The sequence below is a fragment of the Streptomyces sp. NPDC046303 genome, assembly GCF_055588085.1.
The window spans coordinates 1-26,933 of the sequence record NZ_JBVJFA010000041.1 but is presented as its reverse complement, the minus strand read 5'-3'; the positions used below and the strand labels follow the sequence as shown (position 1 = coordinate 26,933).

The following is a 26,933-nucleotide window of genomic DNA, read 5'->3' as shown; positions in this document are numbered from 1 at the left end:
TCGACGACGGCGAGGGCAGTGGACGCCGAACGCGTGGTGGGGCTGAGGCTCAGGCGGGCTGGTCCTTGCCGGACGGGAGCCAGACCGTCATGGTCGCCGGGTCGATCGGGATCGAGACGTGCTCGTGCGTGATCGACCACGCTCCGTTCGTCCGCTGGAGGCAGACGCTCTCCCGTACCCAAATCGACGCCTGGAGCCCGCCCTTACGCTCTCCCGAGTCCAGGTGGAGCATGTGCGCGAACGCCGTGTCCCCGCTGGCCGCGAGCGTGAGGTCGTGCGTCTGCAGGCTGATGGGGCCGACGTACCCGTCGAACCAGCGAAGGAAGTTGCGGCGGATCTCGTCGGTTCCCGTGAACCGCAGCGGCGGGACGACGTCGTAGTAGACGGCGTCGGCGGCGTAGAACGACATGAGCCGGTCGATGTCCTTCGTCTGCTGGGCGTCGGCGCGGTGCGCCAGGAGCGCCCTGATCTCGGACTCGTGGGTGGTCATCGCGTACTCCTTCGGTAGGGGGGCGGTGGGTGCTGCGGGGCGGTGATGACTGCCGCTGTCAGTAGGACGAGGCGGCCCGGCGGAATGTGAGGCGGGGCGCCGATCTCACATTTCGGGGCGCTGTCCCGTCGTAGGAGGGGAGAGAAGATCCGACCGAGGGAGCCGCGACACCATGACGACCAGTTCGACCGCGCAGCAGGACGGCCGTCTCGACCCGATACCGAGCGCGGTCACCGGTGAACGCCGCAAGCTGATCGACCTCGCCTACCGGATGCTGGGCTCCGTGGCCGAGGCCGAGGACGTCGTCCAGGAGACGTACGCCCGCTGGTACGCGATGACCCCGCGGCAGCGGGAGGCGGTGGTGTCCCCCGGCGGCTGGCTGACCAAGGTCGCGGGCCGTATCTGCCTGGACGTGCTCCGCTCGGCACGGGTCCGGCGGGAGAGTTACGTGGGGGAGTGGGTGCCGGAGCCGCTGCCCTCGCGCACCGAGTGGCCCGCCGGCGCGAGGGACGACGGCACGGCTGATCCGGCCGACCGCATCACGCTCGACGAGTCGGTCGGCATGGCCTTCCTCGTCGTACTGGAAGCGATGACCCCGGCGGAGCGCGTGGCGTTCGTCCTCCACGACGTCTTCCGCTACCCCTTCTCCGAAGTGGCCGACATCGTCGGCCGCACCCCGGCGGCCTGCCGAAAGCTGGCGTCTTCGGCCCGCCGCCGCGTCGAGACCTCGCGGGTCCCCTTGTCGCCGACGGCCCAGCAGGCCCGCGTCGTCAGGGAGTTCCGGCTGGCGTGGGAGGCCAAGGACATCAACGCCCTCATCGGCCTGCTCGACGCCGACGCCACCGCCGTCGGAGACGGTGGCGGACTCGTCACGGCCCGGCTCCACCCGATCGAGGGCGCCGAGCGCATCGCCCGCTTCTTCGCCGGCCGGACCCGCCCCGGCCGGTTGGAGATCCGGGAGTGCACCGTCAACGGCCAGCCCGGTCTGGCGGCCCACCTGGACAGCGCCGTGGTGTCGGTGTACGCGTTCGACATCGCGAACGGCAGGATCCGCCGGATCTGGGCCGTGCTCAACCCCGAGAAGCTCCGGCCCTGGAAGACGCACTGACATCCCCCTCGCCGACGGGCCTGCCCTGCGGCCAGGCCCCCAGGTGCCCTAGGCCCGGTGGAGGGCGAGCAGGAGCCGCCACAGGTGGTCCGCCAGGCCGGCCGGGTCGGCCGGGACGGTGCCGTGGAGCCAGTCCGCGAGGACGCCGGTGAACGCGGCGGCCACCGCCGAGGCGACGAGCTCCGGGTGCGGGGCGCCCACGGCCGCGCGCTCGCTGCGGGCCCGCTCGCGCAGCTCCCGGTGGAGGCGGTCGCCGAGCGGGCCCCCGCCGCCGGGGAGGAGCAGGGTGCGGTAGAGCGGCGCGTGCTCGGCCGCCCCGGCGAGGAATCCGGCCAGTGCGGCCGGGGGTCGCACGGGCGGCAGCGCCCCGGGCCCGGTCTGCCAGGCGTGCAGGGCGTCGACCGCGGCGTGCACCACATCGGCGCAGGCGTCCACGGCGAGCGCGGTGAGGTCCTCGTAGTGCAGGTAGAACGTGGCGCGGCCGACCTTCGCCCGGCGGACCACCGCCGAGACGCTGACCTCGGCGAGCGGACCGCCCGCGCATTCCGCGAGCAGGCTCTCGCGCAGCCGCGCCTTCGTCCTGGCCGTACGCGGGTCCGGGGCGCGGGAGTCCTGCGGACTCACGCGGCCAGCAGCGCCGCGCCGAGGGCCAGCGCACCGGGCAGGGCCTGGGCCACGAGGATCCGCCGATTGGCGGTCGCGGCCCCGTACACCCCGGCGACGATCACGCACACCAGGAAGAAGACCTGCGTGGCCAGCGAGTCGATGACCAGGGCCCACACCAGCCCCGCGGCGAGGAACCCGTTGTAGAGGCCCTGGTTGGCGGCGAGAGGTGCGGTCAGGCGGGCGGTGTCCGCGTCGAATCCGGACAGGGCGCGCCCCGGCGGCCGCTGCCACAGGAACATCTCCAGCACCAGGATGTACAGGTGCAGGGCGGCCACGAGGCCGATCAGGATCTGAGCGACCGTGTGCACGGGCCGCCTCCGCTTCTCAGGGGTTCTTCCGGAGTCACGGCGTGTGCCGGGACCGTATTTCCTGGACAACTGTACAGGAAATACGGTCCCGGTCCGGTCACCGGCCGCGTCGGCGCCGGCGTCCTTCCGTCCTCCGCCCCCTCAGTCCTCCCGTACGGAGATGGCCGAGACCGGGCAGGCGCGGGCGGCCTCCCGGACCAGCGCGCTCCCGGCGCCGTCCTCGCGCCCCGGGAGCAGTTCGCCGAAGCCGTCGTCGTCCTGGGTGAACACCCCGGGGGCGGTCAGCGCGCACTGGCCCGCGCCGATGCAGACGCCCGTGTCGATGTCGATGTGCAGACGTGCGGTGGACACGGCCCTCACCACGCCACGGGCAGTTCGACCATGCCCTGGATGGTGTCGCCGGGCTTGAAGGGGATCCGGTCCGGCTCGGCCGCCAGGCGGAGCCCGGGCAGCCGCTCGAACAAGGTGCCCAGCGCGATCTCCATCTCCGCACGGGCCAGGTTCTGCCCGAGGCACTGGTGGATGCCGAAGCCGAAGGCCACGTGGTGCCGGGTGGGGCGGTGCCAGTCCAGCGCGTCCGGGTCCTCGAACGCGGATTCGTCGCGGTTGATGACGGAGGTGGAGAAGACCACCCCGTCGTCCGCGCGGACCGTCACCCCGCCGATCTCGATGTCCTCGGTCGCCACCCGCAGCATCCCGTCCGCGATCGATAGGAACCGCATCAGTTCCTCCACGGCCGACGAGATCAGCGCCGGGTCCGTCCGCAGCTCGGCCAGCTGCTCGGGGTGGCGCAGCAGGGTGAAGGTGCCGAGCGAGATCATGTTGGCGGTGGTCTCGTGCCCGGCGATGAGCAGGATCGCGGCGAGGTCGACCAGTTCCCCGACGCCGATCTCGCCGGTCTCCAGGCGCTCCGCGATCAGCTCGTCGAGCAGGCCGTCCCCGGGCTCCCGGCGCTTGCGCCCGATCAGGTCGGCGAGGTACTCGTCGAGCCGGCGCCGGGCGTCCTCCACGTCGGCGGCCTCCGGGCCGCGCAGCAGCCGCCGCGACTCGCCCTCGAAGAACTCGTGGTCCCCGTACGGGACTCCGAGCAGGGCGCAGATCACCATCGACGGCACGGGCAGGGCGAAGGCGGACACCAGTTCCGCCCGCGGACCGGCGGCGACCATACGGTCGATCAGCCGGTCCACGGTCTGCTGGATGCGCGGCCGCAGGGCCGTGGTCCGCTTCAGGGTGAAGGCCGGGATCAGCATCCGGCGCTGGATGTTGTGCTCGGGGTCGTCGAACCCGAGCAGCGCGGCGCGCCGGCTCTGGAGGCCCTTGAAACGCCGGGTGGGCGTGGGGAAGGCCGCGTTGCGGCGGTCGGTGGAGAGACGTCCGTCGGCGAGCAGGGCGCGGGCCTCGGCGAGGCCGGTGACCACCCATACGGAGCGGCCGTCGAAGAGGGTGACGCGGGAGAGCGGCCGGCTCTTGCGCAGCGGCTCGTACGCGGTCGGCGGGTGGTAGGGGCAGGTTCGGTCCTGGGGGAAGGCAACGGTCTCTGACGTGAAGGACATGAGCACCTCGCGAGCGATGGTTCCGTTGTGCCGGACTCCATTACATGCCTGAGGCACCTATCCGCCCTATGCCACTTTCGGCCAGATCACCCGAGTTCGCCCACAGGGCCCAGCCGGCGGCCCCCGGGCTCACACATGGGCGTCCAGGAAGGCCCGGAACTCCTCGGGGGTCATCGGCCCGGCCTGGCTCGCGACCGCCTCGCCGTCCTTGACGAGCACGGCCGTCGGCGCGCCGGTCACGCCGAAACGCCTCGTCGTCCCCGGACAGCGGGTCATGTCCGTACGGACGGCGGTCAGCCGCGCCGCGTACTCGTCGGCCAGCTCGCCGACGACCGCGTCCATCGCCCGGCACGCCTCGAGGGCCTTCGGCCAGCTCCCGCAGAAATAGGCGAGAACCGGCCCCTGCGCCATGGAGAGGATGAAGTCGAACTCCTGGTCCTCCCGTGGCTGGTGTACCCGACGTGCCATGCTGCCGCTCCTCGCTCCCGTGCCTCCCGGTCAGGGGGCGGCCCCCATCATCGCCGCTGCGGGCGGCGGCCGGTTGTCAGTGGTGCCTGTGAAGCTTGACCGCATGGACGACAGGATGCTCCGGCGCCGGGTCTACGGCGCCGACCACGAAGACCCCGACCCCGGCCCGCGCCCCGGGCACGCCTACGGCGAACTCGTGGGCGGCCCCCTGGACGGGCTCCTCCTCGACATCACCGGCTGGAGCGCCCGTCGGCTCACCGAAGAGGCCCGCCTGCCCACGGAGATAGGGCGCTACGGGGCGGGCGGGCGCGCCCACTACCGCCGCCGGGCGGCGGACCCCGGCCGGTGGGACTGGGTGGGGGACAGCCGCTGACCGCCCCGCCGGCCCCACCCCACCCGTCACCACCTGCCGCCGGAGTCGGCGATCATGGAACTTCGACGTACGGAGGAATGGGGCCATGGGGAACCTGGAGATGAGCACCGGCGACATGCGGGACGTGATCCGGCTGCTGACGGCGGTGGAGCGGACACCCGAGCAGGAGCGCGTCCTCGGCCTCGCGCGGGAGCGGTGCGCGCAGACCGACGCCCGCTTCGAAAACGCGGGCATCACGCTGGACGTGCCGGTCGCACAGGCACTGGAGGAACTGCTGGACGGCAGCCCCGGCGCCGACATGGAACCCGCCTACACGCATGCCTTCCAGTCGCTGGTCGCGGTGAACTTCTCCGACACCTACGACCTCGGCTACTGGCGGCGGCCGTCCTGGTTCCACACCGTCGACGAGGAGATGACCGGGCACGGGGTGCCGGCCGACCTCGCGCCCGCCGCGCTCCTGTTCGGCGGACCGCCGGTCCGGCTCCCGCATCCGGGCGACGCCGTCCCGTCGATGGGCACCTTCCCCGCTTCCCGCGCCGCCGAGGTGGTCGCCGCGTACGAGGCGGTCCTCGACCGGCTCGACCCGGAGGTCCGCGAGACGGCGCAGGTGCTGCTCGAGCCCATGCGGGTGGAGGCCGACGAGTGGGAAGTGACGAAGAAGGCGGGCCGGACCCAGGACACCGTCTTCTTCTGGATGCACTGACCGGCCGGGCGGCCGAGTGACGGCGCCCCGGTGGCCGCTCCCGAAGATTCTTTGAAGAATTCTCCGGAGAGCTGTCGATCCGGGCGCCTCCCGTTCGACGCAAGGGTGAGAGGCAGGGAAAGCCCCCGCCCTCCCGACCGAGGAGTCACCATGCCGCGCTTCCTGACGATGATCCGCATCAACGAGCAGGACCTGCCCCCGGAGAACTTCCCGCCGGAGTTCCAGGAGCGCATGGGCGCCCTGTTCGAGGAGATCACCAAGGCGGGGGTCATGCTCGACACCGCCGGGCTCCTGCCCACCTCCGAAGGGACCCGGCTCAGCTGGTCCGGCGGAAAGATCGGCTACACCGACGGACCCTTCACGGAGACCAAGGAGGTCGTCGGCGGCTACTCGCTGACCCAGTGCAAGGACAAGGCCGAGGCCATCGAGTGGACCAGGCGGTTCCTGGAGATCCACCCGGCGGAGTGGAACGTCAGCGCCGAGGTCCGGGAGATCCAGGAGATGTGATCGCCGCCGCGCTGCGCCGCGTTTGCCCTGCCTCGTCACGGCTGCTCTGATGGGTGGCCGTGACGGCAGTGGATGCGGCCCAGGCGGTCGAAGCGGTGTTCAGGATCGAGTCGGCGCGGATCATCGCCGCTGTCGCCCGTATCGTCCGGGACGTCGGCATCGCCGAGGAACTCGCGCAGGACGCCCTCGTCGCCGCGCTGGAACAGTGGCCCGAGTCGGGTGTCCCGGACCGGCCGGGCGCCTGGCTCACGGCCACCGCCCGACACCGCGCGATCGACCTCGTCCGCCGCAAGGAGACCTACGCGCGCAAACTCGCGGAGGTCGGCCGGGCCCTGGAGGACGTACCGCCGCCCGGCGAACCGGCCGAGCCCGCGGACCCCGAGCACATCGACGACGACCTGCTGCGGCTCATCTTCACCGCCTGCCACCCGGTCCTGGCGACCGAGGCCCGGATCGCGCTCACGCTGCGCCTGATGGGTGGCCTGACGACCCGGGAGATCGCCCGCGCCTTCCTCGCGTCCGAGTCCACCGTCGCCCAGCGCATCGTCCGGGCCAAGCGGACCCTGGCCGCGGCGGGGGTGCCCTTCGAAGTCCCGTACGGCGCCGACCGCGAGGCACGGCTCGAGTCGGTCCTCGAGGTCATCTACCTCATCTTCAACGAGGGTTACTCGGCGACGGCGGGCGAGGACCTGGTCCGCCCCGCCCTGTGCGAGGACGCGCTGCGGCTGGCCCGCGTCCTGGCGGGCCTGATGCCCGGGGAACCCGAGGTGCACGGCCTCGCCGCGCTGCTGGAGTTCCAGGCGTCCCGGATGGCCACCCGCACGGGACCCGACGGGGAACCGGTCCTGCTCGCCGACCAGAACCGGGCGCGCTGGAACCGCCTGCTCATCCACCGGGGCATCGAGGCCCTGCGGCACGCCGGCCAGGGCCCCTACTCGGTACAGGCCGCGATCGCCGGCTGCCACGCGGCGGCCGTGCGCTACGAGGACACCGACTGGACGGCGATCGCCGCCCTGTACGGGCGGCTCGTCACCCTGGTCCCGTCCCCGGTGGTGGAGCTCAACCGGGCGGTCGCCGTGTCGATGGCCCAGGGACCGGAGGCCGCGCTCCCGCTGGTCGACGCCTTGGCGGAGGAACCGGCCCTGCGCGCCTACCACTTGCTGCCGAGCGTACGGGGAGACCTGCTGGAGCGGCTCGGCCGCCCGGCGGAGGCCCGCGCCGAGTTCGAGCGGGCGGCCTCGCTCACCCGCAACGAGCGGGAGCGGACCCTGCTCCGCAGGCGCGCGGAACGTCTCTAGGGTCCGGTTCAGCCGTCGCGGGCTGTCCGGGACCGCACTCTTGTGCCCCCCGGCCGAACCGGGGACTCTGGCGGCGCCCCCACCCGGTCGACGAAAGGTCCAGGTGTACCGGAGATGACCGCCACCAGACGCATGCCGAGGCTGCTGCCGTCCGCCGCCCTGCTCGCCGCCGCGCTCCTGCCGATCGCCCCCCTCGCCGCCGCGGCCCCGGCCGCCGCTGCCGCTCCCGCCGTTCCCGCCGGGAAGTTGGAGCTCGCGGGACCTGCCGAGACGGCGGTCCCGGACAGCTGGATCGTCGTCCTGAAGGAGCCCGCCACGGGTTCCCGCACCCTCCCCGACCTCCTGGCGAAGGCGGGCGGAGCCAGGATCGGCCACGTCTACACCTCCGCGCTCCACGGCTTCTCCGTGCGGATGGACCGCTCCCGCGCGGCCCGGCTCGCCGCCGACCCGCGCGTGGCCCGGGTCCAGCAGGACACCGAGATCACCCTCGCCGCGACCGCCGCGACCGCCGCGACCGCCGCGACCGCCGCGACCGCCGCGACCGCCCCGACCGCCCCGACCGGCCCGACCGGCCCGGCGGCCGTCCAGCCGAACGCCCCCTGGGGACTGGACCGCATAGACCAGCGCAGGCTCCCGCTCTCCACCACCTACACCCACCGGACCACCGCCCCCGGCGTACGCGTGTACGTGATCGACACCGGACTGCGCACCACGCACGCGCAGTTCGGCGGCCGGGCCTCCGTCGGCACCGACACCGTCGGCGACGGCCAGAACGGCAACGACTGCCACGGCCACGGCACCCACGTCGGCGGGGTCGTCGCCGGCTCGACGTACGGCGTGGCGAAGGAGGCCCGGCTGGTCGCCGTACGCGTCCTGAACTGCCAGGGCTCCGCCACCACTTCGGGCGTGATCGCGGGCGTGGACTGGGTCACCGCGCACGCGGTGCGCCCCGCCGTCGCGAACATGAGCCTGGGCGGGGCCGCCAACACCGCGCTCGACGACGCCGTCCGCGCCTCCATCCGCGCCGGGATCACGTACACCGCCGCGGCCGGGGGCGGCGGCCGGCCCGACGGGGCCTGCGCCAATTCGCCCGCCCGGCTGCCCGAGGTCATCACCGTCGGCGCGAGCGACAGCCTCGACCGCCGGGCCGCCTCCTCCAACTACGGCACCTGCGTGTCCCTGTTCGCACCGGGCGTCGCCATCCCCTCGGCCTGGAAGGACGGCGACAGCGCCACGGCCACCCTCAGCGGCACCTCGGCGGCCACCGCCCACACGTCCGGAGCCGCCGCCCTCCATCTCGCCTTCCGGCCGGGCGACACCCCCGCGCAGGTCAAACAGGCCCTCGTCGCGAATGCCACGGCCGGCGTCCTCCAGGGCAGCCCGCCGGTCGTGCCGAACCGGCTCCTCTACACCCTCTACCTGCCGTAGCGCACGGCCACATCGAGCGGCGTCCGCTCGGGCCGGCGCGGCGCGGTCAGCGCGACGGGGCGGCGGAAACCGCCCGAGCGGGCGATCTGCTGGACCGTCAGGCGCAGCGCCTCCTGGAAGTCCCCCATGGTGCGGCGGGCCGCCTGAGTGTCGACGTAGAGGGAGTTCATGTGCAGACCGTCGGCATCCCGCTGGAACCACGAACAGGCACCGTTCGCGCGCGCCGACCACACGTGCGTCGAGGGCCGCCACTCGGCGTGGCGGTCGGCGCCCTGGCACCTGCGCATGTCGATGTACGAGAAGAAGTTCACCGGGTACGGCCAGGAGCGGGCGGCGAACTCCTCGGGCGCGAGCAGTTCCCAGGCCCGTACGAACGGCACGTCGATGTGACCGATCATTTCGGTGAACCCGGCCCGGACCCCTGCCATCACCTGGGCGAAGTCCCGGCCGGGGGAGACGTCGAACTCGATGGGCATGGTGTTCACGAACCAGCCCACCGAGTCCCCCCAGCCCTCCCGGCCGCGCTCGCTCACCGGCATGAACCCCCGGTATACGCCCGGTCCGCCGGCCTCGCGCAGGCAGACGGCCACGGAGGCGAGCACCCCCATGAAGGGCTTCCCGCCGACCGCCAGGCAGGTTTTCTCGAAGACCTCGGTCTCGGCGGCGTCCAGCAGGGTGGAGGCCTCGTTGACGATCGGGTACATCCGGTCCGGCTCCACGCCGAGGTCGAGCGGGAACCGCGGGAAGAACTCGCCGCCGCGCGCGATGAACTCCTTCCAGTAGTCCAGGCGTTCGTCGCGGGCGTCGATGGAGAGGTAGCGGCGGCGCTGCTCGTCGGCGAAGTCGAGATAGCTCGGGGCGACCGGGGGCAGTCCCGTCCCCTCGCCGCGGCACAGGGCCTCGTACGCGGTCAGCACCTCGTGGACGACGATGGGCATCGACATGCCGTCGCACACGATGTGGTCGAAGGCGAGGTAGACCGTCGCGGAGTCCTCGCGCAGCACCGCGCCCATGACGAACAGCGGCCAGGACAGCGTGTCGATGCTCCGCGTGAACCGTTCGACGAGGAAGTCCCGCAGCGCCCCGGACGTGTCGAAGGTGGCCACGGTCTCGGCCTCGAGGGCGAGTTCGGCCGGGTCGAAGGGCTCACAGGACAGCTCCCCGGCCAGCCGTCGGAACGCGCACCTGAGCACCTCGTGCCGCTGGACGAAAGCCAGCAGCGCCTGCGCCAGGGCCGGTTCGTCCAGTGGCCCCGCCACCTCGAAGGTGACCGCGATCCACGACGCGACGGGGTCGTCGGCGGCCCGGCTCTCCTCGGCGACGGTGAAGTGCTTCTCCTGGTTGAAGGACGCCCTCCGGCCCGGCTCGTCATCGGCGCCGCAGGCCTCCGCAACCGCGGACCTGAGGCGCCACTCGACCACCCGACCGGGTGCCAGGTGGTGCATCTCCAGAGGAAATTGCCGCATGCCGTTCATCCCTTCGCCCCCGAGTCAACCCCCAGGCCCTAACGACCCCCGGGCCGCTAAGGTGACGAAATCGGCTTCCGGCGTGCCTCAGCCCGGCTCCCCGTCGGAGTCGTCCCGGCGCACCTCGATGTGGTCGGCGGCCAGGTCGACGGCCACGCGCTGCTCCATGCCGAGGGCCTCCAGGAACTTCTGCGGCAGCTGGACGCGGCCGGTACGGTCCAGCATCACGTACTCGCGTTCGCTCACCGATTCCGCGCCGTGCTCGTCGGTCACGGTGCGGCGCAGCACCTCGCTGCTGGTGCGGCCGTCGCGGATGGCCACCGTACGGCGGACCTCTCCGGCGACGAGCGGATCGTGGGTCACGATGACCACGGTGGCGCCCAGCTCCCGGTTGACCGTGCGGAAGGCCTCGAAGATGGCGGCGCCGGTCTCGGAGTCCAGCTCGCCGGTGGGCTCGTCGGCGAGCAGGACGGCCGGATCGTTGGCCATGGCCACGGCGATGGCCACGCGCTGCTGCTGGCCTCCCGACAGCTCGGCCGGCCGGCGGCCCGCGAGATCGGAGATCTCCAGGGCTTCGAGGAGCTCGCCGACCCGGGCGGCCCGGCGTGCCGCCGCGCCCCGGGCGGCCCGGCCCCTCAGCTGCATGGGGAGGGCGATGTTCTGGGCCGCCGTCAGGAAGGGCAGCAGGTTGCGGGCCGTCTGCTGCCAGACGAATCCCACCGCCTCCCGGCGGTAGCGCAGCCGGTCCTTGGCGGACATCTCCAGCAGGTCGTAGCCGCCGACGGCGGCGGTCCCCGCCGTGGGGACGTCCAGGCCGGCCAGGATGTTCAGCAGGGTGGACTTGCCGCTGCCGGAAGCGCCGACCAGGGCCACCAGATCGCTCTGGGCCACGGTCAGTTCGAGCCCCTGCAAGGCCTGTACCTCGACCCCGTCGGTGCTGAAGATGCGTACGAGGCGGTCGCAGACGATGGCCGTGTCCGCCCCGGTCGTACGGGGTGCGGCGGCGGCCAGGGCCTGCCGGCGCAGCTCTTCGTAGGTCGGCTGCTCGCTGTTCACCGCTGGTCTCCCGCTCTCAGCTCGGTGGAGATCTGTCGTCTGCCGGATATCGCCGCCTCGGCGAGCACGGCGGCCGCGACCAGGGCCGCCAGGCCCAGCGCCTGCGTCAGCACGGGCCGGGCGGTGAGCCGCAGCCCGGCCGGCACCTGTGCGCCGACCAGCGAGGAAAGGTCCACGGCCGGGCCAAGCAGGGCCACGGCCGCCGCCGCGACCAGCCCGCCGCCGAAGGCGGCGACCAGTGCCTGGGGCAGTGCCTCGGCCAGGATCAGCGCCACGCCCTGCCGGGGTCGCAGGCCCATGGTGCGCAGCCGCGCGAGGAGCGCCGCCCGGTCGGGAGCGGCCCGCATCAGCGTCAGCAGAACGGCCAGCAGGGCGAACCCGGCGGCCCCCGCGACCGCCGCCCAGAACAGCCGTCCGGCCGAGTGCTGCAGCGGGTCGGCGCCGAGCACGGCGACGGCGTCCGCACTGGTCCGCACCAGGACGTGCTCGGCGGTCCCGGCCGGAGTCCTGGCGCGGACCAGCTCCTCGAGCCGCTCCGTGTCGAGGGATCCGGTGGCGAACCAGCGGTTGGGGCTGGAGACCCCGGGCGTCAGGGCGACGGTCGGCTCCGCCGGCAGCACGAGCGTGGCGGCTCCGCTGCCCGACAGCGCGGGCGTGCCGTCGACCACGGCGGCTGCTCTGACCTGGAGTTCCTCTCCGCGGACCCGCAGCCGGAAGGCCTGGTCCCCGGCCCGCGCGACCATGTCGCTGCTGAACAGCGCGGGCAGGGGAGTGCCGGCGGCGCCCCCGGCGAGCACTGCCGGGTCGAAGCGGCCGCGTCCGACGGTGCGGGCCAGCGCCGCGTACGCCACCGGGTCGACGACGACCACGGTGACCTGCGGGGAGCCGAGGTCGGTGCCGAAGAGGAACGCGTCCTCCTCCACCCAGGCGGCGACCGCCGTGCGGACCCCGGGCAGTTCGTTCGCGGCGCGCAGCAGCTCCGGCGTCAGGACGGAGCCCGGCGGGGTGGCGATCTGTGCGTCGCCGCCGACGGTCCGGCGCGCCGCCTGGAGCCGCTCGGTGTCCACGGAACCCAGCACCGTGGCCCCGAAACCGCCCGTGGTGACGGCGAGCATCAGGGCGATCAGCGGCAGGACGGAAGGACGCGCGCGGCCCCCGCTGCCCCGGGCGGCCCGCGCCAGGCCGAGGAAACCGACCAGGCCGGGGCGCCGGCCGGCCGCGCGGGCCAGCGCGCCGACGAGGGCCGGCTGGAGCCGGGCCAGCAGCAGCGCCCCGGACAGGGCGAGCAGCAGCGGGGCGGCCACCAGCAGCGGATCGAGTCCGGCGGCGGTCGCGACGCCGCGGCGGCGCACCTCCAGCACGGCCGCGGCGGTGGCGGCGAAGACCAGCATCTCGGCGACGAGGCGGCGCCGCGGGCCGGGCCTGCGCGGCGGGGACAGCAGGACGAAGGCCCGTACGGGGAACGCCAGCAGGGCGAGCAGTGCCACGGCGCACGCGGCGGTCAGCGAGGCCGTCAGCCGGGGGGTCGGCAGCAGCCGCACGGCGAGCCAGGTGGCGAGCGCGGCGGCCGGCAGCACCGTGACGGCGCCCTCCCCGAGCAGGCGGAGCACCAGGGAGCGGCGCGAGCCGCCGCGGGCCAGCATCAGCCGCAGCTCGGCCTCGCGCCGGTCGCCGGTGAGCGCGGCGGCCAGGCAGAAGACCACGGCGGCCACCCCGGCGACGCCGGCCGGGCCGATCGCGGCGAGCGGGGCTGCGCCGTGCTGGCGGGCCTCGGCCCGGGTGAACAGTTCGGGAAGGCGGGAACTGATGCGCAGGTCGGGCCGCTCGACGGCGGCGGACAGCGCGGATGCGGTGGGTCCGGTGACGAACGCGGCGATCTCCTGCGAGACCTGGGGCATGCGGTCGGCGCGCAGGCTCCCGGTGTCCACCGGGAGCCGCCAGAAGAACTCGGTGCCCTCGCCCCAGGCACCGATCCGGTCGAGGGCGTCCGCGCCGACGAGCGCGGCGGTCTGCCAGTACACCTTCGGCAGGGATTTCGAGCTGGGGGTGAGGTGCCGGCAGGCCTTGGTCAGGCACGGCAGGTCGGTCCAGTACACGTCGGCGGGGTCGGCGGCGTCGTACAGACCCACGACCTCGGCCCGGAGCGTTCCGAGGATGCCCGGAGATTCGAGCACGGTGCCGATCGGTGCCTTGAGGGTTTCGGAGGCACTGCGCGACAGGGCCACCTGGAGCGGGGCGTCAGGCCCGCTGCCGCCGGGCCAGCGGCCGGCCACCAGCGAGGTGTGGTCGGCGGCCCCGGGCAGGTGCACCAGGTCGAGCCGGGGGTCGACGCCCTCGGGCCGGTCCAGGCCTGGGTTGGCCAGGTCGCGGGCCTTCACCCCGCGCGCCCCGTGCACGGGACCGCTCGCATCGAGGCGGAACGCGCCGCCGGTGCGTGCACGCAGGGCCGCCAGGACGGTGTCCAGGTCCTGCGCGGTCATCGGCCCGCCGCGGGAGGTGGCGGTGGCGAGCAGGCTCGTCGGTCCGGCGCCCTGCGCGTGCAGGAACGAGCGCAGGGCCTGGTCGGCGCCGCGGTCCACGGCCCGCGGCAGCGCGGCCGCCAGCAGTACGGCGACGAAGGCCAGGGCGGCGCCGAGCAGCACGGTCAGCGGCGCCGCGCGCAGCCGGGTCCGCACCCAGGGCGCGGGGCGGTTCCCGCGGCCGTCGGCGGTGGTCGGGGCCGGGCGGGTCACATCTCCTCCAAGAGGCGCAGCCGTTCGGCGGCGCCCCGGGCGGTCCGGTCGCGGCGGCCGCCGATCAGGGCCGACAGCAGGGGCACCGCGGCGATCGCGGCGGCCATCAGCAGCGTGGGGACGGTCGGCAGGTCCACCAGCACCTCGGGTACGGGCCGCCGCGCCGCCGGTGTCAGGACGACCAGCGGCACCACCAGGTGGACGATGGCTGCGCCCAGCCCCAGCCCGACCGCGGTCCCGATGCCGACCAGGACACCGTTCTCGGCGGCGGCCGTGCGGCCCAGACCCCGGCGGGGCGCGCCCAGTGCCGTCAGCACGGCGAACTCCCGGGCCCGCTCCCGGCCGGCCGCCGCGGCGGAGGCGCCGAAGCCGATCGCGGCCAGCAGGGCGCAGGCCACCGCGAGGGCGGCGAGCGCGCTCTGCGGACCGGCGCTCAGCGGGTCCTCCAGCAGCGCGGCGGCCACCTCCTCGCGCAGCTCCACCTGTTGGCCGCCGGCTGCGGAACGCAGCTCGGCGGCGGCCCGCGCCGGGGCGGGGTCCCCGGCCGAGGCGGCGGGCAGCCACCACTCCGCGGGAGGCGGCAGCTCCCGGCCGGTGTCGGACGCCAGCAGCCGCCCGGTGGTGGCCAGATCGACGGCGAGGGCGGTGTCCCCGGCCACCGGCAGCGAGCCGACGGCGGCGGTGATCCGCACCGGCACACTGGCGCCGCCCAGCGGTACCGGGACCAGGTCGCCGACGGCCGCCCCGACGGCGGCGAGGTAGCCGCGCGTGGCGATCCCGGGCACCTCGGCGGCGGGCGCGGGCCCCGGCAGCAGGCCGAGCTGGACACCACCGAAGGTGTCGGTGCCGCCGCGGTAGCGCAGCCGGAGCAGCGCCGGGCCGCCCGGAGCCTCCTGTGCGGGCAGGAGTTCGGCGGCGGGGCCGGCGCCGGTCAGCGCCGGGGGCTTCAGGGTCCAGCCGGGCGGCGCCGCGGGCAGCGGCACGGGTACCGCCGCGGCGCCCGGGGACGCGGCGACCGCGAGGCGGCGTACGGTCAGCTCGCCGGGGCGGTCGGGCCCGCCGGTCCCGGGCTCGTAGAGGCCCCGGCCCAGACGGTCCTCGAGGCCGTACGAGAGCACGAGCCCGGCCAGGCTCAGCGGCGCGGCCGGGGATCCGAGCGGGGCTCCGGCCAGTGCGTCGAGGTCCACCGAGAGGGTGGCGTCCCCGCTGTCGGGGAGCGGGAGCATGGCGGTGCGGTAGGTCAGGCCGAACCGGTCGCGCAGCAGCAGCCCCAGCCCGGGACGGCCGCCCGCCCGCGGGGTCTGGGCGGTCACCTCCAGGTCGAGCCGGCTGGGCTGTCCCGGCAGTTCGATGTCGAAACCTGCCGAGCCGCTCGTGGAGCCGCTCGCGGCGGCGAGCGGCATGAACAGGTCCCGCAGGGAGCGCCCGTCCCGCAGGTCGGCCCGCAGCGGCACCCGGTCGGCGACCCCGGCGGCGTCCAGGGCGAGCACCTGCCCGGGGCGCCCGCCGGGCAGTTCCTGCTTCACGCGGATCACCGGGACGACCCGTTCGCCGCCGGGCAGCGAGGCGTACCGGCCGCCCCGGCCCAGCGGCGCCAGCTCACTGCCGGAGATCCGCAGGCCGCCGGCGGTGGCGAACGCGGCCTGGTCGCGCTGGGAGGCGGTCCAGGCGGTGTGCTGGCCGAGCGCCAGCACCCCGCTGGACACGGCGAGGACCAGCAGCAGGACGGGGCCGGTGGCCCGCTTCGGCCGGCGGGCGAGCTGCCAGCCGACCAGCGCCGGACCGAGCCCGCGGCCGCGCGCCGCCAGCCGGCCGCCGAAGCGCGCGGCGAACGGCAGCAGCCGCAGCACCAGCAGGGTGCCCGCGCACAGGGCAAGCGTCGGGGCGGCGACCAGCACCGGGTCGACGCCGAGTTCGCCGGACGCCCCGGCCGGGGCGGGCCCGTGTCCGGCGCCGCTGTACTGGGCGAGCTGCTGGTAGGCGAGGACGGCGAGTGCCACGAGCGCCAGGTCCGCGCCGGACCGGGCGGCCCCGGCGACGAGGGCCTGGCGGCGGCCGCTGCGGCGCAGGGCGGCGGCCCCCGCGCCGCGCAGCGCGGCGGGCAGCGCGGTCAGCGCCACGCACCCCAGGGCGCAGGCGGCCGCGACGGGCCACAGCAGCCAGGTCCCGGAGGTGTCCAGGGGGACCCGGGACAGCGGGCCGAAGCCGCTGAGGAGGTCGAGCAGGGGCGGGGTGAGGAGGGGGGCCAGGACGGCGGCGGGCAGGGCCAGGAGCAGCGATCCCCCCGCGCCGAGGGCGCCGAGCCGGACGCGCGAGGCGCCGCGCGCGGTGAGCAGCACCCGTTCCGGCTCCTGGCGGTCCGTCAGCAGCTGGGCGACCAGCAGCAGCGCGGCCGCGGCGAGGACGGCCAGCTGGAGCGCCCCGACCAGCAGGGAGGACCGGGCGACGACCTGACCCGACTCCAACTCGGCCAGCAGCGAGGGAAGTTCGGATTTGACCTGGAATCCGGCGGGGGGCTCTGTGCCCGCTTCCGCGGGGCCGGCGCCCGCCAGTCCCGCCGCGCGCTCGCGCAGCGCCCGGGCCTCGGCGCCGCGTACGGAGGAGAAATCGGCGGTCAGCAGCGAGGCGCGGCTGTTCTGGGGGATCCCGCCCGTCGTGAAGGCGGTGTCGTCGACGAGCAGCGGGCCGTACGTGGTGAAACTGCCGACGTGGAGTTCGCGGCCGCCGAGCGGGTCGAGCCGCCAGTAAGGGTCCGTCGGATCGGCCGCCCGGTACACCCCGGTGACCCGCACGGTGAGCGGAGCGGCGCCGCCGTACCGGTCGGCCAGGCGCATGTCGGCGGGGAGCGCGGACTCGGTCAGCCCGAGCCGTGCCAGCGCGGCCCGGGGCACGGCCACCGCGAGCGGCGAGGGGGCGCCCGCCGGCGGCGGCCACTGGCCCGCGAGCAGGTGGACGCGCTCCCGGTCGAAGGAGGCCAGCAGGGTCAGATCGGCCTCCTTGCCGGGGGTGGCGGCGCCCGGCAGGCCGTACGGCCGGCTGCGCGCCAGGCTTTCGACGCCGACCGGGAGCCGGCCGAACAGTTCGCCCGCGAACTCCCGTACGGCCGCGTCGTCCTGGGCGCGCGCCGGCACCGCGTGCTCGGCCGTGACCAGCACGCCGGCCCGGTCCCGGCCCGGTCCCTGGAGTGCCTGGCGCAGCCCGGCCTCGTCCACGCCGCGCGTGAAGGCGAACAGCGCCGTCAGGACGGTCGTGGTGATCAACACGGTGAGCAGTACGGCGGCGGCGAGCGGCAGTCGCCCGCTCAGCCGGCGCACGACGAAGCCGAGCATGTGCCTGTCCCTCCCCCGTCCGGACCGCTGGCACCGGATAGCGGACGATGCTGTCAGATTCGAACGTGCAGCGGAAGGTACTTGCGCGAAGGATGTGACGGATGAGCAAATTCGGACAGGAGGGGTCGCGGGTGGCTCCTCCACCCGGCCGATCCGAGTCCCAGGGGGAAGCGACACCATGACGCAGCATCAGGACGGCGCGGCCTCGGCACCACCCATGGTCGTGGTGGACGACGTACACCGGAGCTTCGGCAGCGGCCCGCGGACCGTACACGCCCTGCGCGGCGTCTCGTTCGAGGTGCGCCGCGGCGAACTCACCGCGCTCAAGGGCCGCTCCGGATCCGGCAAGACCACCCTGCTGAACCTGGTCGGCGGCCTGGACGCGCCGACCACGGGAGCCGTCCTGCTCGACGGCACCCCGCTGGCCGGCCTCGACGAGCCGGGGCTGCTGGCACTGCGCCGCGACCGGATCGGCTTCGTGTTCCAGTCCTTCGGCCTGATCCCCGTCCTCACCGCCGCCGAGAACGTCGGGGTCCCCTTGCGGATGCGCAAGGTCCCCGCCCAGCAGCGGGAGGAACGCGCCCGGACCCTGCTCGCCCTGGTGGGCCTGGCCGAGCACGCGGACCAGCGCCCCGGCGAACTCTCGGGAGGCCAGCAGCAGCGCGTGGCGGTGGCCCGCGCCCTCGCCAACGAACCCGACCTGATCATCGCGGACGAGCCGACCGGCCAGCTCGACTCGGAGACCGGGCGCTCGATCATGCGGCTGCTGCGCGCGGTCGTGCGCAGCGAGGGCGTCACCGCGCTGGTCGCCACCCACGACCCGGCCCTGATCGAACTGGCCGACCGGGTGGTGGAGCTGCGCGACGGCCGCATCGTCGACGAGCACCGGCCGCAGAACCCCTGAGGGACTGGGGCGGCGCGCGGAGGCGTCGCGGTCCGCCGTCCGAGGGCGGCCATGGCGGACAGTGGGCCACGTGGATGTGGAAGAGATCATCGACACGCTGTACGCACTGCCCCCGGCGCGGTTCACCGCGGCGCGGGACGAGGCCGCGGCCCGCGCGAAACGGGCCGGGGACCCGGCGGCGGCCAAGCGGATCGCGGGCCTGCGCCGCCCCACGCTCGCGGCCTGGACGTCGAACACGCTCGTCCGGGCGAAGCCGGACGAGGTCGAGCAGTTCCGCCAGCTCGGGCAGGCGCTGCGGGCGGCGCACCGGTCCCTGGACGGGGAGCAGTTGCGGGACCTGTCCCACCAGCAGCACGTGGTGATCGGGGCCCTGGCCCGGGAGGCGCTCCGCCTGGCGGAGGAGGCCGGAACGGCCGTTTCGGAGACGGTGCTGCGGGAGGTCGAGCAGATCCTGTACGCCGCCCTCGCGGACCCGGAGGCGGCCGAGGCCTGGGCCTCCGGCAGGCTGACGAAGGCCCCGGCCCTGTCGACGGAGTTCCCCGGCGTGGACCCCGATGCCCTACCGCCCGCGCCGCCCGCGCCGCCGGCTTCGCCCGAGCCGCCCGCGCCGTCTCCGGAGGTGACCGCCGAGCGGCCGCCCGACCCCCGGCTGGCCGCCGCCCGCGCCGCGGCCCAGGACGCGCAGTGGGCCGCCGTGGCCCGCGAGGACGAACTGCGGCTGTCCGAGGAGGCGCGGCAGCGGGCCGTCGCGCAGGCGGCGGCCGCCGACGCGGAGCTCGAGCGTGCCCAAACCGCGCGGGACCACGCGTATGCCGCCGTCGCCGAGACCGAGGAACGCCACCGCGAGGCCGACCGGGCCGCCAGGAAGGCCCGCCGCACCGCGGAGACCGCCGCCCGCCGCCTGCGCGCCCTGTCGGACGGGGCACGCGGGGAGGACGACGGCTGACCGCCGGGCCGGGCACGGCCGGGGCCCGCCCGCCGGGGCCCCGGCCGGGGCAGTGCCCCGAGGACGCCGATCGCCGCCTCCGCCGGCAGCGTCGCGGCCGGGCTGCGGCGCGCGCCGCACGTCGTTCGTCGTTCGGTCGATCCGGGGAAACGCCCGCGCGTCGGGCCCGGTCAGCTCCGGCTCGCCGTGACCAACTCCTCCATCACGGACGGCGGGAGCGCGGGGTTCGCGGCCGCGGCCCGGGCGACCTGTTCGTCCGCGGCGGTCAGCAGGCCGAGGAGGACCGGAGGCGCGAGCGCCGGGTGGGCGGCGGCGTCCCGGGCCGTCTTCGGATCGGCCAGACAGGGCTGGAGTGCTTCGGCCGTCGCGTTCGGGTGGACGGCGATCGCCCGCAGGGCCTTGCGTACGGGCGGCTCGTGGCGGGCCAGTTCCGCCAGCAGGGCCCCCGGCGCGTCCGGGTTGGCGGCGACCCGCGCGAGGACCCGTACGCCGTGTCGCGCGACCATGCCGCGCAGCCGTTCCTCGGACAGGCCCGGGTGCGGGGCGACGGCCCGGATGACCGCCGCGTCCGGATCCGCGGCCAGCGCGTCGCGCACCTCGGGCGGCAGGTCGTGCCGCTCCGCCACGAGCATCCGTACGGCCGCGTGCGGAGCCCTGGCCAGCTCCGCGAGCTCGTCCGGCGTCGCGGAGGCGATCCGCGGCAGCAGCGTCGGCCCGATCCGGGCCACTCCCGCCAGGTGCCTCAGCAGGTCGAGCGGCACGCGCGGATGGTGCGCCAGGCTCCGCTGCACGTCGTAGCCGTGGTCGTCGGCCAGGACGCGCATCAGCTCCTCCCCGATTCCCGGGTTGCGCGCGAGCGCCGCCCGGACACCCGGCAGCGGGTCGGCCGACAGCCTTTCGTACACGGCCCGCGGCAAATCGGTCCGCTCGGCGAGCACCCAGTTCAGGGACAGCTCGGGATCCTCGGCCAGGACGACCACGGCCTCGGCCGGCGTCGCCGGATTGACCGCCGTCGCGCGGCGGACCCGGGGATCCGGGTGGCGAGTGAGCCGGGTCGCGACGGGCGACGTCGTCCACCTCGCGAGCTCCGCGACCACCTCCACGTCCGGGTCCGCGGACAGGGCGTCCGTGACCTCCGGGGGCAGCCCGGGACACGAGGCCAGCTTCCAGCGGATGTGCGGGTCCGGGTCCGCCGCGAGGAGGCGGGCCCACTGCGGACGCCCACGGCCCTCGTCGAGGAGGGCGAGGGCGGCGTACGGGCGCACCGACGGGTCGACGTCGCCGGCCGACAACCGACCGTCGTACGCGAGCCGGACGGCGGTGTGCTCGTGGAGCGCGGCCAAGGCCCGCACCTGGGCAGGGCCGAGGCCGGCGCGGTCGGCGAGGCTCGCGAGCATCTCCTCGACGAGGTCGTCCGACGGATCGGGACGGGCCCCGGCCCACGCGATCAGCCGGTCCACGAGGTGCGGCGGCAGCGCAGGGTTGGCGGCGAGTCCGGGCAGCAGGCGGTTCACGGGCGGGCGACCTGTCCGGCGGCCGTCGCCGTCAGGGCCTCGGCCAGCGCCTTCGCGTACGGGTGTGGACGGCGACGCCGGGGGAGCAGGAGGCCGATGTGGCGGGCGGGTCGCGGGGGTTCGACGTGGATCACCGTCACCTCCGGGGAGGGGGCCGGGGCCAGGGAGACGTGCGGGACCAGGGAGACGCCGACGCCCGCCGCGACCAGGGTCTGCGCGAAGAAGTAGTCGGTGGTGGACGCCGCCACCCGGAGGTCGAAGCCGGCGAGCTCCGCGTAACGGCGCAGGAACACCTCGGTCTTGAGGCAGCCGATCACCCAGCGTTCCGCGGAGAGCTCGGCCAGGCCCAGCGAGGACCGGTCCGCGAGCCGGTGACCGCGCGGCAGGACCAGCCGGAGCGGGTCCTCCATCAGCGGGACCCAGTCGAGCGCCGGGCGCTCGCCCGGCCGTACGGGCGGCGGTCCGTCGAAGTGGTAGCTGAGGGCGAGGTCGGCCGCGCCGCCGCGCACCATCGGTACGGCGGCCTCCGGCTCGCTCTCCAGCACCGTCAGCTCCACCTCCGGATGCGCGGCCACGAACCGGGCGAGCGCGGCGGGCAGCAGGTGGCGGCCGCCGCTGGTGAAAGTGGCCACGGTCAGCCGCGGCCGCGGCGCGGTGAGCCGGCCGATCTCGTGGCGGACCTGGTCCAGTTCGGCGGAGATCGCCTCCGCCGCCTCCACCAGCAGCCGTCCGGGCTCCGTCAGGGTGACCCCGCGGGTGCTGCGCACGGCAACCGGATGCCCCAGGCTGCGTTCCAGTGCGGCGATGTGCTGGGAGACGGCCGACGGGGTCAGCAGCAGGGCGCCGGCGGCCCTGTTGAAGCTGCCGTGCTCCGCCACGGCCCGCAGGACGCGCAGCCGCTGCACATCGATCATCAGTATTCCTTCATGCCGATTCAGTGGATCACCAGTTCCGCTGGGGACCCTAGCGCGGCAGAGTCGAGCGCATGAACACGATTCTTGTCATCGGCGGAAGCCGGTACTTCGGGAAGTCCCTGGTCACCAAGGCGCGGGACGCGGGGCATGAGGTCACCGTCCTCAACCGGGGCTCCAGCGCCCCGCCCGCCGGCGTCGGACACCTCGTCGCCGACCGCGACGACGAGGACGGGCTGCGGGCGGCGCTGGGCTCGCGGAGCTTCGACACCGTCATCGACCAGGTCTGCTACACCCCCCGGCAGGCCGCCATCGCCCGGCGCGTCTTCGCCGGGCGGACCGGCCGGTACGTCATGACCTCCACGATGGAGGTGTACGACCCCGCCACCCTCCCCACGACCGCCGTGACGCCCGGGATCCCCGTCGCCGAGGACTCCCTCGACCTGGCGCACACCGCGCCCGAGGTGCCGTACGCGGACCCCGCCCACGCCCACCCCTACGCCGAGGGGAAGCGGCGGGCCGAGGCCGTCTTCCTGCGCGAGCCGGCCTTCCCGTTCGTCTCCGTACGGACCGCCCACGTCCTCGGCGGCGGCCGGGAGGAGTTCACCGAGCGGCTGGCGCACTACGTGCAGCGGATCGCCGCCGGGACCCCGGTCGACGTGCACGAAGCCCCGTACGGCACCTCGTTCATCCATCACCGGGAGATCGCGGACCTGCTGTACTGGGCGGCCGGCCAGAGCTTCACGGGTCCGGTGAACGCGGCCTCCCACGGGGCGCTGGACGTGACCGGGCTCTGCGCGCTGATCGCCGCGCAGCTCGGGCGCAGCCCGCGGTACCGGCTGGTCGAGCAGGGCGCCGTCCGCCTCGCCGTTCTCCTTCGACCGCCCCTACGCCATGGACAACGGCCGCGCCGCCGCCCTGGGTTTCCGCTTCGGCCGGGTCACCGACTGGCTGCCGGCCGCGATCGCCGAGACCGCGGCGCTCTAGGGGGTGTCTGACGGAGGTCCGCCGCGACCCAGTCCGCGAACGCCGTCCGCTCCACCATGAACCGGCTGCCCGGAAAGCTCCCCGGCTCCGGGCTGGTGCCGGTGGCGGTGGCGGTGTCGGTGGCGGGCGTCCGGCTGCCGGTGGACGGGCCCGTCCCGCCGGCCCCCGACGTGGAGGTCCCGTGCGCCCCGAGAACGTCACGGCGACCGCCGACGCCGGGGCCCTGGTGCCGGGCGCGCGGGCCGCCGCCCGGCCGGCCGAGCGGCCCGTCCTCGTCGTGGCCAGGACCGCGTGAGTGCCCCCGGCCGGGGCCCGGGCGGCCTCGGCGCGGTCCTGTTCGACATGGACGGCACCCTCGTCGACACCGAGGTGCTGTGGTGGCGGACCACCGAGGAGGTCGCCGGCGGCCTCGGCCACCGGCTCACCCCGCGGACGCCCCGGAGGTGGTCGGCCGCGCCGTCGAGGACACCGCGGCGCACCTGGTACGGGACACGGGCGGCGGAGACCCGGCCGGGATCGCGGCCGCACTCACCGAGCGGTTCTTCCGCCGGGTCGACGCCGGAGCGCCCATGCGGCCCGGCGCCCAGCGGCTGCTCACCGCCCTGGAGGCGGAGGGCGCGCCCTTCGCCTTCACGATGTCCGCCGACGACACCGAGCGCACCCAGCCGCACCCGGACCCCCACCGGGCGGCCGCCGGCCGCCTCGGCCTCGCACCGGGCGCCTGCGGCGGCGGTCGAGGACTCGCCCGACGGCGCGGCCCCGGCGGAGGCCGCCGGATGCGGCGTCCTCGTCGTCCCCTCGCTGCTGCCGGTCCCGCCGACACCGCGGCGGACCTTCGCGCGCTCCCTGGAGGAGGTCACTCCCGCCCTGCTGCGGAGCCGGGCGGGGTGACCGCGTCACTCCAGGCCGCGCGGGTTGGGTAGGGTGCCGGTCGTCGGGAGAGATCTGCGTGGGAGACGTGAGTTGATGAGTGGTCAGCAGCCGGGCCGGGACAGTTCGCCTCAGGTCTTCCAGCCGCTAGCCGGAGACGACCCGACCACCATCGCCGGATACCGGCTGGCCGCCAAGCTCGGCGCGGGCGGCATGGGCAAGGTGTACCTCTCGTACACCCCCGGCGGCCGGCCCGTGGCGATCAAGGTGATCCGCCCGGAGTTCGGCGAAGACGCCGAATTCCGCCGCCGGTTCACACAGGAAGTGCAGTCCGCGCAGCGGGTGCAGGGGCTGTTCACCGCCCCCGTCATCGACGCCGACACCGACAGTGCCCAGCCCTGGCTGGCCACCGCGTACGTGCCGGGACCCTCCCTCGCCGACGCGGTGGCCGCGCACGGGGCGCTGCCCGTCGAGGCGGTGCTCCTGCTCGTCGCCGGCATGGCCGAGGCCCTGCACGTCATCCACGGCGCGGGCATCGTCCACCGCGACCTCAAGCCGTCCAACGTGCTGCTCGCCGCGGACGGGCCCCGCGTCATCGACTTCGGCATCGCCTACGCCGCCGACGCCACCTCCCTCACCGGCAGCGGAGTCACCATCGGCACGCCCTCCTTCATGGCCCCGGAGCAGGCCGCGGGACGCAAGGTGACCCCGGCCACCGACATCTTCGCGCTCGGCCAGGTCGCCGCGTACGCCGCCACCGGAACCCCGGCGTTCGGCGAGGGCACCTCGCACGGCGTGCTCTACCGCATCGTCCACGAGGAGCCCGACCTCAGCGGGGTCCCGGAGCGGCTGACCGAACTGGTCACCCGGTGCCTCGCCAAGGACCCCGAGGCACGGCCGTCCCTGGCCGAGATCATCGCGCTCTGCCAGGCCGCCAACGCGGAGACCGTGCTGCGCCGTCCCGAGGACTGGCTCCCGGCCCCGGTCGCCGCCGACATCACGGTGCGCGCAGCCGCCCCCGCCCCGGTGCAGACCCCGCCGCCCTCGGCGGCGGCCCCGGCCGTGCCCGCGTACGCGCCCACCACGCCGGTGGCTCCGGCCACCCCGCCCCCGGGCTTCGGCCCCGCCCCGCACCAGCAGGCCACGCAGCAGCAGCCCCAGCAGCCCCAGCAGCCCCAGCAGCCCCCGCAGTCGTACCCCACGCCCCCGCCCGTGCCCGGCCCCACCGCGCCGCAGACCCACGCACAGGCGCACGCCTACGCCCCGACGCAGTTCCCGGGGCAGCAGCAGCACATGCAGCCGCAGCCGCACCAGCCCCACCCGTACCCCGGAGGCTTCACGCCGCCGCCGGCCCAGCCCCCGAAGAAATCGGGCAAGAAGGGCGTGCTCATCGCCTTGGCGGCCGTGCTGGTCTTCGCCGTGGCAGGCAGCGCCACCGCCTACGCCCTCCTCAAGGACAAGGACAAGGGCGGACAGGCACAGGGCGGCAGCTCCTCGCAGGACAAGGGCCAGGAGACGGAGCAGGCAGGGGGAGGCCAGAGCGGCTCGGGCAAGCCCAGTGCCAAGCCGAGTTCCAAGCCGAGCGCCAAGGCCGATCCCAAGCCCACCGAGCACAAGGGCATCAACCTCACCGCCGGATACCACCTGACCCTCGGGGACGAGGACATCCGTCCCCAGGACGGCGAGGACGGCGGGTACGAACTCTCCTACGACACCGGCGGATACCTGGACGCGGAGACCTCGGACGGGAACATGGTCCTGCTCGACCCCGGGCAGGAGGGAACCCTCGCCGTCTGCCGCGCCGAGACCCGCTTCGCCAAGAACATCTACCTCACGAAGCTCGCGAAGGGGCGGCAGATCTGCGTCACCACCGGTACCGGGCACCTGGCCCTCGTGACGGTGCAGGGCTTCTCGCCGGAGAACTCGCCCAGCAAGTACATGACGCTGGACCTGACGGTCTGGCGCAACGCCGTCAGCTCCGGCGCGGGCAGCTGAGCCGCGGGCCGACCCCGTGCGCGGTGCAGCACCGCGCCGGACCGGCGTCGACGTGACCGCCGGCCTCCGGCGGCCTCCGTGATCTCCGGTGACCCCCGCCCGGGGGCGCCGGAACCGGATCTTGCCGGCCGTCGTCTGAAACCCCGTGTGGATGAGAAGAAGAATCGCCGCCCTGCTGATAGCCCTGCTCGCAACTCAGGTGGGCGCTCTGGTCAACCCCGCCTACGCGTGCGGATGCGGGGCGATGGTCCCCGAGGGGCAGTCGCGGATCGGAGTGGACCGGGAGACGTCCGTCGTGCGCTGGGACGGCCGTACGGAACAGATCGTCATGCGCTTCACCGTCGGAGGGGACGCGCACCGGGCCGCCTGGATCATGCCCGTGCCGGGACGGGCGACGGTGGAACTGGGCGACCGGAACGTCTTCGGCGACCTCGCCTGGCTCACCCGGCCCGAACGTAAGACCCGGAGCTACTTCTGGCCCCGCGAAGGCGACTGGCCCTTCTCCTCCGGGATGCGGGACGGCGCGGGCGCCGCACTGCCCGGCAGCGGGGACCCGGGTGTCGGCGTCGTCGGCCGCGAGCAGCTCGGCGACTTCGACGTCGCGCGCCTGACCGCCACCGACCCGGACGCCCTGAAGAACTGGCTGGAGTCCAACGGCTTCCAGCTCCCCGACCGGCTCACCACCGAGGTCAAGCCCTACGTCGACCAGAAGTGGGAGTACGTGGCGGTACGCCTGGCCCCCCGGCAGCAGGGCAAGCCGCTGCGGGGGGACCTGGACCCGCTGAAGATCCGCTTCGAGAGCCCGACGCTCGTCTACCCGATGCGGCTCTCCCGGATGGCGAAGACCCCTCAGTCCCTGGGCCTGTACGTACTGGCCGACCACCGTATGGAGCCCACCTCGACGATCGGCGGATCCGCACCCGAGGTGACCTTCGCGGGGAAGATCTCCCCCGAGAACGGAGCGCTCGCCGAACTCACCGGCGGTGAACCGGTGTTCCTGACGGCGATCGACCAGCGGTTCCCGGAACCGGGCCGCATCGATGCCGACCACAAACTGCGGGCCACCGCCAAGGACACCCCGTTCCGCAGGGTCGTCTTCCGCAACGAGCTGCTCACGGTGGGGGACGGCGTCCCGGTCTGGCTCCTGACGGTGTCCGCCACCCTCGTCGCACTGGCGGCATCGGCCTTCGTGGTACTGCGGCGCCGCCGCCGCGCGGCCGCGTGACTTAGGGGGTGTCTGACGGAGGTCCGCGGCGTCGCGATGCCCGGCACGCACTCTCGCCGCACCGGCCGAAAGCCCACGTACGTCCAGTACGCGGGC

At 74.8% G+C, this 26,933-nt stretch carries 24 protein-coding genes; 12 read left to right on the top strand and 12 right to left on the bottom strand.

Features of this window, described 5'->3' with window-relative positions; translation table 11 throughout:
- Window positions 1-49 precede the first annotated feature (49 nt).
- Window positions 50-490 (bottom strand): YybH family protein, encoded by a 441-nt coding sequence (locus tag ACZ6I1_RS30555; RefSeq protein ID WP_469292135.1) that lies wholly within the window; start codon window positions 488-490, stop codon window positions 50-52.
- A gap of 172 nt (window positions 491-662) precedes the next feature.
- Between ACZ6I1_RS30555 and sigJ the strand changes: the two genes are divergently transcribed.
- Entirely contained in the window at window positions 663-1,598 is a 936-nt protein-coding gene (gene sigJ, locus ACZ6I1_RS30550) for an RNA polymerase sigma factor SigJ (protein ID WP_469292134.1), read from the top strand.
- 48 nt (window positions 1,599-1,646) lie between these two features.
- Here sigJ and ACZ6I1_RS30545 read toward each other — a convergent pair whose 3' ends face one another.
- From ACZ6I1_RS30545 to ACZ6I1_RS30525, 5 genes are all read right to left on the bottom strand, one after another.
- On the bottom strand, window positions 1,647-2,222 hold the full coding sequence (locus ACZ6I1_RS30545) for a TetR/AcrR family transcriptional regulator (protein WP_469292133.1): 576 nt from the start codon (window positions 2,220-2,222) through the stop codon (window positions 1,647-1,649).
- Window positions 2,219-2,572: a DUF1304 domain-containing protein gene (locus ACZ6I1_RS30540; protein ID WP_469292132.1), complete on the bottom strand. Its 354-nt coding sequence runs from the start codon at window positions 2,570-2,572 to the stop codon at window positions 2,219-2,221. The genes ACZ6I1_RS30545 and ACZ6I1_RS30540 overlap by 4 nt, the downstream gene beginning before the upstream one ends.
- 141 nt (window positions 2,573-2,713) lie before the next feature.
- Window positions 2,714-2,908 carry a ferredoxin gene (locus ACZ6I1_RS30535; RefSeq protein ID WP_257559557.1) on the bottom strand — a complete coding sequence of 65 codons (195 nt, stop codon included), beginning with the start codon at window positions 2,906-2,908 and terminating at the stop codon, window positions 2,714-2,716.
- A 20-nt stretch (window positions 2,909-2,928) separates the two neighbouring features.
- Window positions 2,929-4,125 (bottom strand): cytochrome P450, encoded by a 1,197-nt coding sequence (locus tag ACZ6I1_RS30530; RefSeq protein ID WP_469292131.1) that lies wholly within the window; start codon window positions 4,123-4,125, stop codon window positions 2,929-2,931.
- 129 nt (window positions 4,126-4,254) lie between these two features.
- Window positions 4,255-4,593, bottom strand: coding sequence for a thioredoxin family protein (locus tag ACZ6I1_RS30525; RefSeq protein WP_469292130.1), 339 nt, complete (start codon window positions 4,591-4,593; stop codon window positions 4,255-4,257).
- Window positions 4,594-4,696: 103 nt separating this feature from the next.
- Between ACZ6I1_RS30525 and ACZ6I1_RS30520 the strand changes: the two genes are divergently transcribed.
- From ACZ6I1_RS30520 to ACZ6I1_RS30500, 5 genes are all read left to right on the top strand, one after another.
- Window positions 4,697-4,966: a hypothetical protein gene (locus ACZ6I1_RS30520; RefSeq protein ID WP_469292129.1), complete on the top strand. Its 270-nt coding sequence runs from the start codon at window positions 4,697-4,699 to the stop codon at window positions 4,964-4,966.
- 85 nt (window positions 4,967-5,051) lie between these two features.
- The gene (locus tag ACZ6I1_RS30515; protein WP_469292128.1) at window positions 5,052-5,669 is read left to right on the top strand and encodes a DUF7691 family protein; all 618 of its coding nucleotides are present in this window, start codon (window positions 5,052-5,054) and stop codon (window positions 5,667-5,669) included.
- A gap of 150 nt (window positions 5,670-5,819) precedes the next feature.
- Entirely contained in the window at window positions 5,820-6,176 is a 357-nt protein-coding gene (locus ACZ6I1_RS30510; RefSeq protein ID WP_469292127.1) for a YciI family protein, read from the top strand.
- A 68-nt stretch (window positions 6,177-6,244) separates the two neighbouring features.
- On the top strand, window positions 6,245-7,474 hold the full coding sequence (locus ACZ6I1_RS30505; protein WP_469292158.1) for an RNA polymerase sigma factor: 1,230 nt from the start codon (window positions 6,245-6,247) through the stop codon (window positions 7,472-7,474).
- Between the two features lie 114 nt (window positions 7,475-7,588).
- A complete protein-coding gene (locus tag ACZ6I1_RS30500; protein ID WP_469292126.1) occupies window positions 7,589-8,902 on the top strand; it encodes a S8 family peptidase in 1,314 nt (437 codons plus the stop codon).
- On the opposite strand, the gene ACZ6I1_RS30495 is transcribed toward ACZ6I1_RS30500, so the two are convergent.
- The 4 genes from ACZ6I1_RS30495 to ACZ6I1_RS30480 all read right to left on the bottom strand — a co-directional run bounded on the left by ACZ6I1_RS30495 (window position 8,890) and on the right by ACZ6I1_RS30480 (window position 17,485).
- The gene (locus tag ACZ6I1_RS30495) at window positions 8,890-10,368 is read right to left on the bottom strand and encodes a condensation domain-containing protein (protein WP_469292125.1); all 1,479 of its coding nucleotides are present in this window, start codon (window positions 10,366-10,368) and stop codon (window positions 8,890-8,892) included. The genes ACZ6I1_RS30500 and ACZ6I1_RS30495 overlap by 13 nt on opposite strands.
- 87 nt (window positions 10,369-10,455) lie before the next feature.
- Window positions 10,456-11,424 (bottom strand): ABC transporter ATP-binding protein, encoded by a 969-nt coding sequence (locus ACZ6I1_RS30490; RefSeq protein WP_469292124.1) that lies wholly within the window; start codon window positions 11,422-11,424, stop codon window positions 10,456-10,458.
- On the bottom strand, window positions 11,421-14,156 hold the full coding sequence (locus ACZ6I1_RS30485; protein ID WP_469292123.1) for a hypothetical protein: 2,736 nt from the start codon (window positions 14,154-14,156) through the stop codon (window positions 11,421-11,423). The genes ACZ6I1_RS30490 and ACZ6I1_RS30485 overlap by 4 nt, the downstream gene beginning before the upstream one ends.
- Window positions 14,153-17,485, bottom strand: a complete 3,333-nt coding sequence (locus ACZ6I1_RS30480) for an FtsX-like permease family protein (RefSeq protein WP_469292122.1) — start codon at window positions 17,483-17,485, stop codon at window positions 14,153-14,155. The genes ACZ6I1_RS30485 and ACZ6I1_RS30480 overlap by 4 nt, the downstream gene beginning before the upstream one ends.
- A gap of 178 nt (window positions 17,486-17,663) precedes the next feature.
- Here ACZ6I1_RS30480 and ACZ6I1_RS30475 point away from each other — a divergent pair, with 178 nt between their 5' ends.
- Together ACZ6I1_RS30475 and ACZ6I1_RS30470 are read left to right on the top strand one after the other, a co-directional pair.
- Window positions 17,664-18,389 carry an ABC transporter ATP-binding protein gene (locus ACZ6I1_RS30475; RefSeq protein ID WP_469292121.1) on the top strand — a complete coding sequence of 242 codons (726 nt, stop codon included), beginning with the start codon at window positions 17,664-17,666 and terminating at the stop codon, window positions 18,387-18,389.
- 70 nt (window positions 18,390-18,459) lie between these two features.
- Window positions 18,460-19,335, top strand: a complete 876-nt coding sequence (locus ACZ6I1_RS30470) for a hypothetical protein (RefSeq protein WP_469292120.1) — start codon at window positions 18,460-18,462, stop codon at window positions 19,333-19,335.
- Window positions 19,336-19,505: 170 nt separating this feature from the next.
- Here the strand turns inward: ACZ6I1_RS30470 and ACZ6I1_RS30465 are convergent, their stop codons facing one another.
- Window positions 19,506-20,849 carry a hypothetical protein gene (locus ACZ6I1_RS30465; protein ID WP_469292119.1) on the bottom strand — a complete coding sequence of 448 codons (1,344 nt, stop codon included), beginning with the start codon at window positions 20,847-20,849 and terminating at the stop codon, window positions 19,506-19,508.
- Window positions 20,846-21,763 (bottom strand): LysR family transcriptional regulator, encoded by a 918-nt coding sequence (locus ACZ6I1_RS30460; RefSeq protein ID WP_469292118.1) that lies wholly within the window; start codon window positions 21,761-21,763, stop codon window positions 20,846-20,848. Before ACZ6I1_RS30460 ends, ACZ6I1_RS30465 begins: the two co-directional genes overlap by 4 nt.
- A 71-nt stretch (window positions 21,764-21,834) precedes the next feature.
- Between ACZ6I1_RS30460 and ACZ6I1_RS30455 the strand changes: the two genes are divergently transcribed.
- The 4 genes from ACZ6I1_RS30455 to ACZ6I1_RS30440 all read left to right on the top strand — a co-directional run bounded on the left by ACZ6I1_RS30455 (window position 21,835) and on the right by ACZ6I1_RS30440 (window position 26,837).
- The gene (locus ACZ6I1_RS30455; protein ID WP_469292117.1) at window positions 21,835-22,758 is read left to right on the top strand and encodes an NAD-dependent epimerase/dehydratase family protein; all 924 of its coding nucleotides are present in this window, start codon (window positions 21,835-21,837) and stop codon (window positions 22,756-22,758) included.
- A 432-nt stretch (window positions 22,759-23,190) separates the two neighbouring features.
- Window positions 23,191-23,670: an HAD family hydrolase gene (locus tag ACZ6I1_RS30450; protein ID WP_469292116.1), complete on the top strand. Its 480-nt coding sequence runs from the start codon at window positions 23,191-23,193 to the stop codon at window positions 23,668-23,670.
- A 43-nt stretch (window positions 23,671-23,713) separates the two neighbouring features.
- Complete coding sequence (locus ACZ6I1_RS30445; protein ID WP_469292115.1) at window positions 23,714-25,612, top strand: serine/threonine-protein kinase; 1,899 nt, start codon at window positions 23,714-23,716, stop codon at window positions 25,610-25,612.
- Between the two features lie 151 nt (window positions 25,613-25,763).
- A complete protein-coding gene (locus tag ACZ6I1_RS30440) occupies window positions 25,764-26,837 on the top strand; it encodes a DUF2330 domain-containing protein (RefSeq protein WP_469292114.1) in 1,074 nt (357 codons plus the stop codon).
- Window positions 26,838-26,933 lie beyond the last annotated feature (96 nt).

What these genes read in the sequence shown, in the direction of transcription:
- ACZ6I1_RS30515 (WP_469292128.1), top strand. Translation starts at nt 5,052, where the DNA reads ATGGGGAACCTGGAGATGAGCACCGGCGACATGCGGGACGTGATCCGG.
- ACZ6I1_RS30475 (WP_469292121.1), top strand. Translation starts at nt 17,664, where the DNA reads ATGACGCAGCATCAGGACGGCGCGGCCTCGGCACCACCCATGGTCGTG.
- ACZ6I1_RS30555 (WP_469292135.1), bottom strand. Translation starts at nt 490, where the DNA reads ATGACCACCCACGAGTCCGAGATCAGGGCGCTCCTGGCGCACCGCGCC.
- ACZ6I1_RS30455 (WP_469292117.1), top strand. Translation starts at nt 21,835, where the DNA reads ATGAACACGATTCTTGTCATCGGCGGAAGCCGGTACTTCGGGAAGTCC.
- ACZ6I1_RS30530 (WP_469292131.1), bottom strand. Translation starts at nt 4,125, where the DNA reads ATGTCCTTCACGTCAGAGACCGTTGCCTTCCCCCAGGACCGAACCTGC.
- ACZ6I1_RS30520 (WP_469292129.1), top strand. Translation starts at nt 4,697, where the DNA reads ATGGACGACAGGATGCTCCGGCGCCGGGTCTACGGCGCCGACCACGAA.
- ACZ6I1_RS30460 (WP_469292118.1), bottom strand. Translation starts at nt 21,763, where the DNA reads ATGATCGATGTGCAGCGGCTGCGCGTCCTGCGGGCCGTGGCGGAGCAC.
- ACZ6I1_RS30500 (WP_469292126.1), top strand. Translation starts at nt 7,589, where the DNA reads ATGACCGCCACCAGACGCATGCCGAGGCTGCTGCCGTCCGCCGCCCTG.
- sigJ (WP_469292134.1), top strand. Translation starts at nt 663, where the DNA reads ATGACGACCAGTTCGACCGCGCAGCAGGACGGCCGTCTCGACCCGATA.
- ACZ6I1_RS30445 (WP_469292115.1), top strand. Translation starts at nt 23,714, where the DNA reads ATGAGTGGTCAGCAGCCGGGCCGGGACAGTTCGCCTCAGGTCTTCCAG.
- ACZ6I1_RS30510 (WP_469292127.1), top strand. Translation starts at nt 5,820, where the DNA reads ATGCCGCGCTTCCTGACGATGATCCGCATCAACGAGCAGGACCTGCCC.
- ACZ6I1_RS30495 (WP_469292125.1), bottom strand. Translation starts at nt 10,368, where the DNA reads ATGCGGCAATTTCCTCTGGAGATGCACCACCTGGCACCCGGTCGGGTG.
- ACZ6I1_RS30525 (WP_469292130.1), bottom strand. Translation starts at nt 4,593, where the DNA reads ATGGCACGTCGGGTACACCAGCCACGGGAGGACCAGGAGTTCGACTTC.
- ACZ6I1_RS30480 (WP_469292122.1), bottom strand. Translation starts at nt 17,485, where the DNA reads ATGCTCGGCTTCGTCGTGCGCCGGCTGAGCGGGCGACTGCCGCTCGCC.
- ACZ6I1_RS30440 (WP_469292114.1), top strand. Translation starts at nt 25,764, where the DNA reads ATGAGAAGAAGAATCGCCGCCCTGCTGATAGCCCTGCTCGCAACTCAG.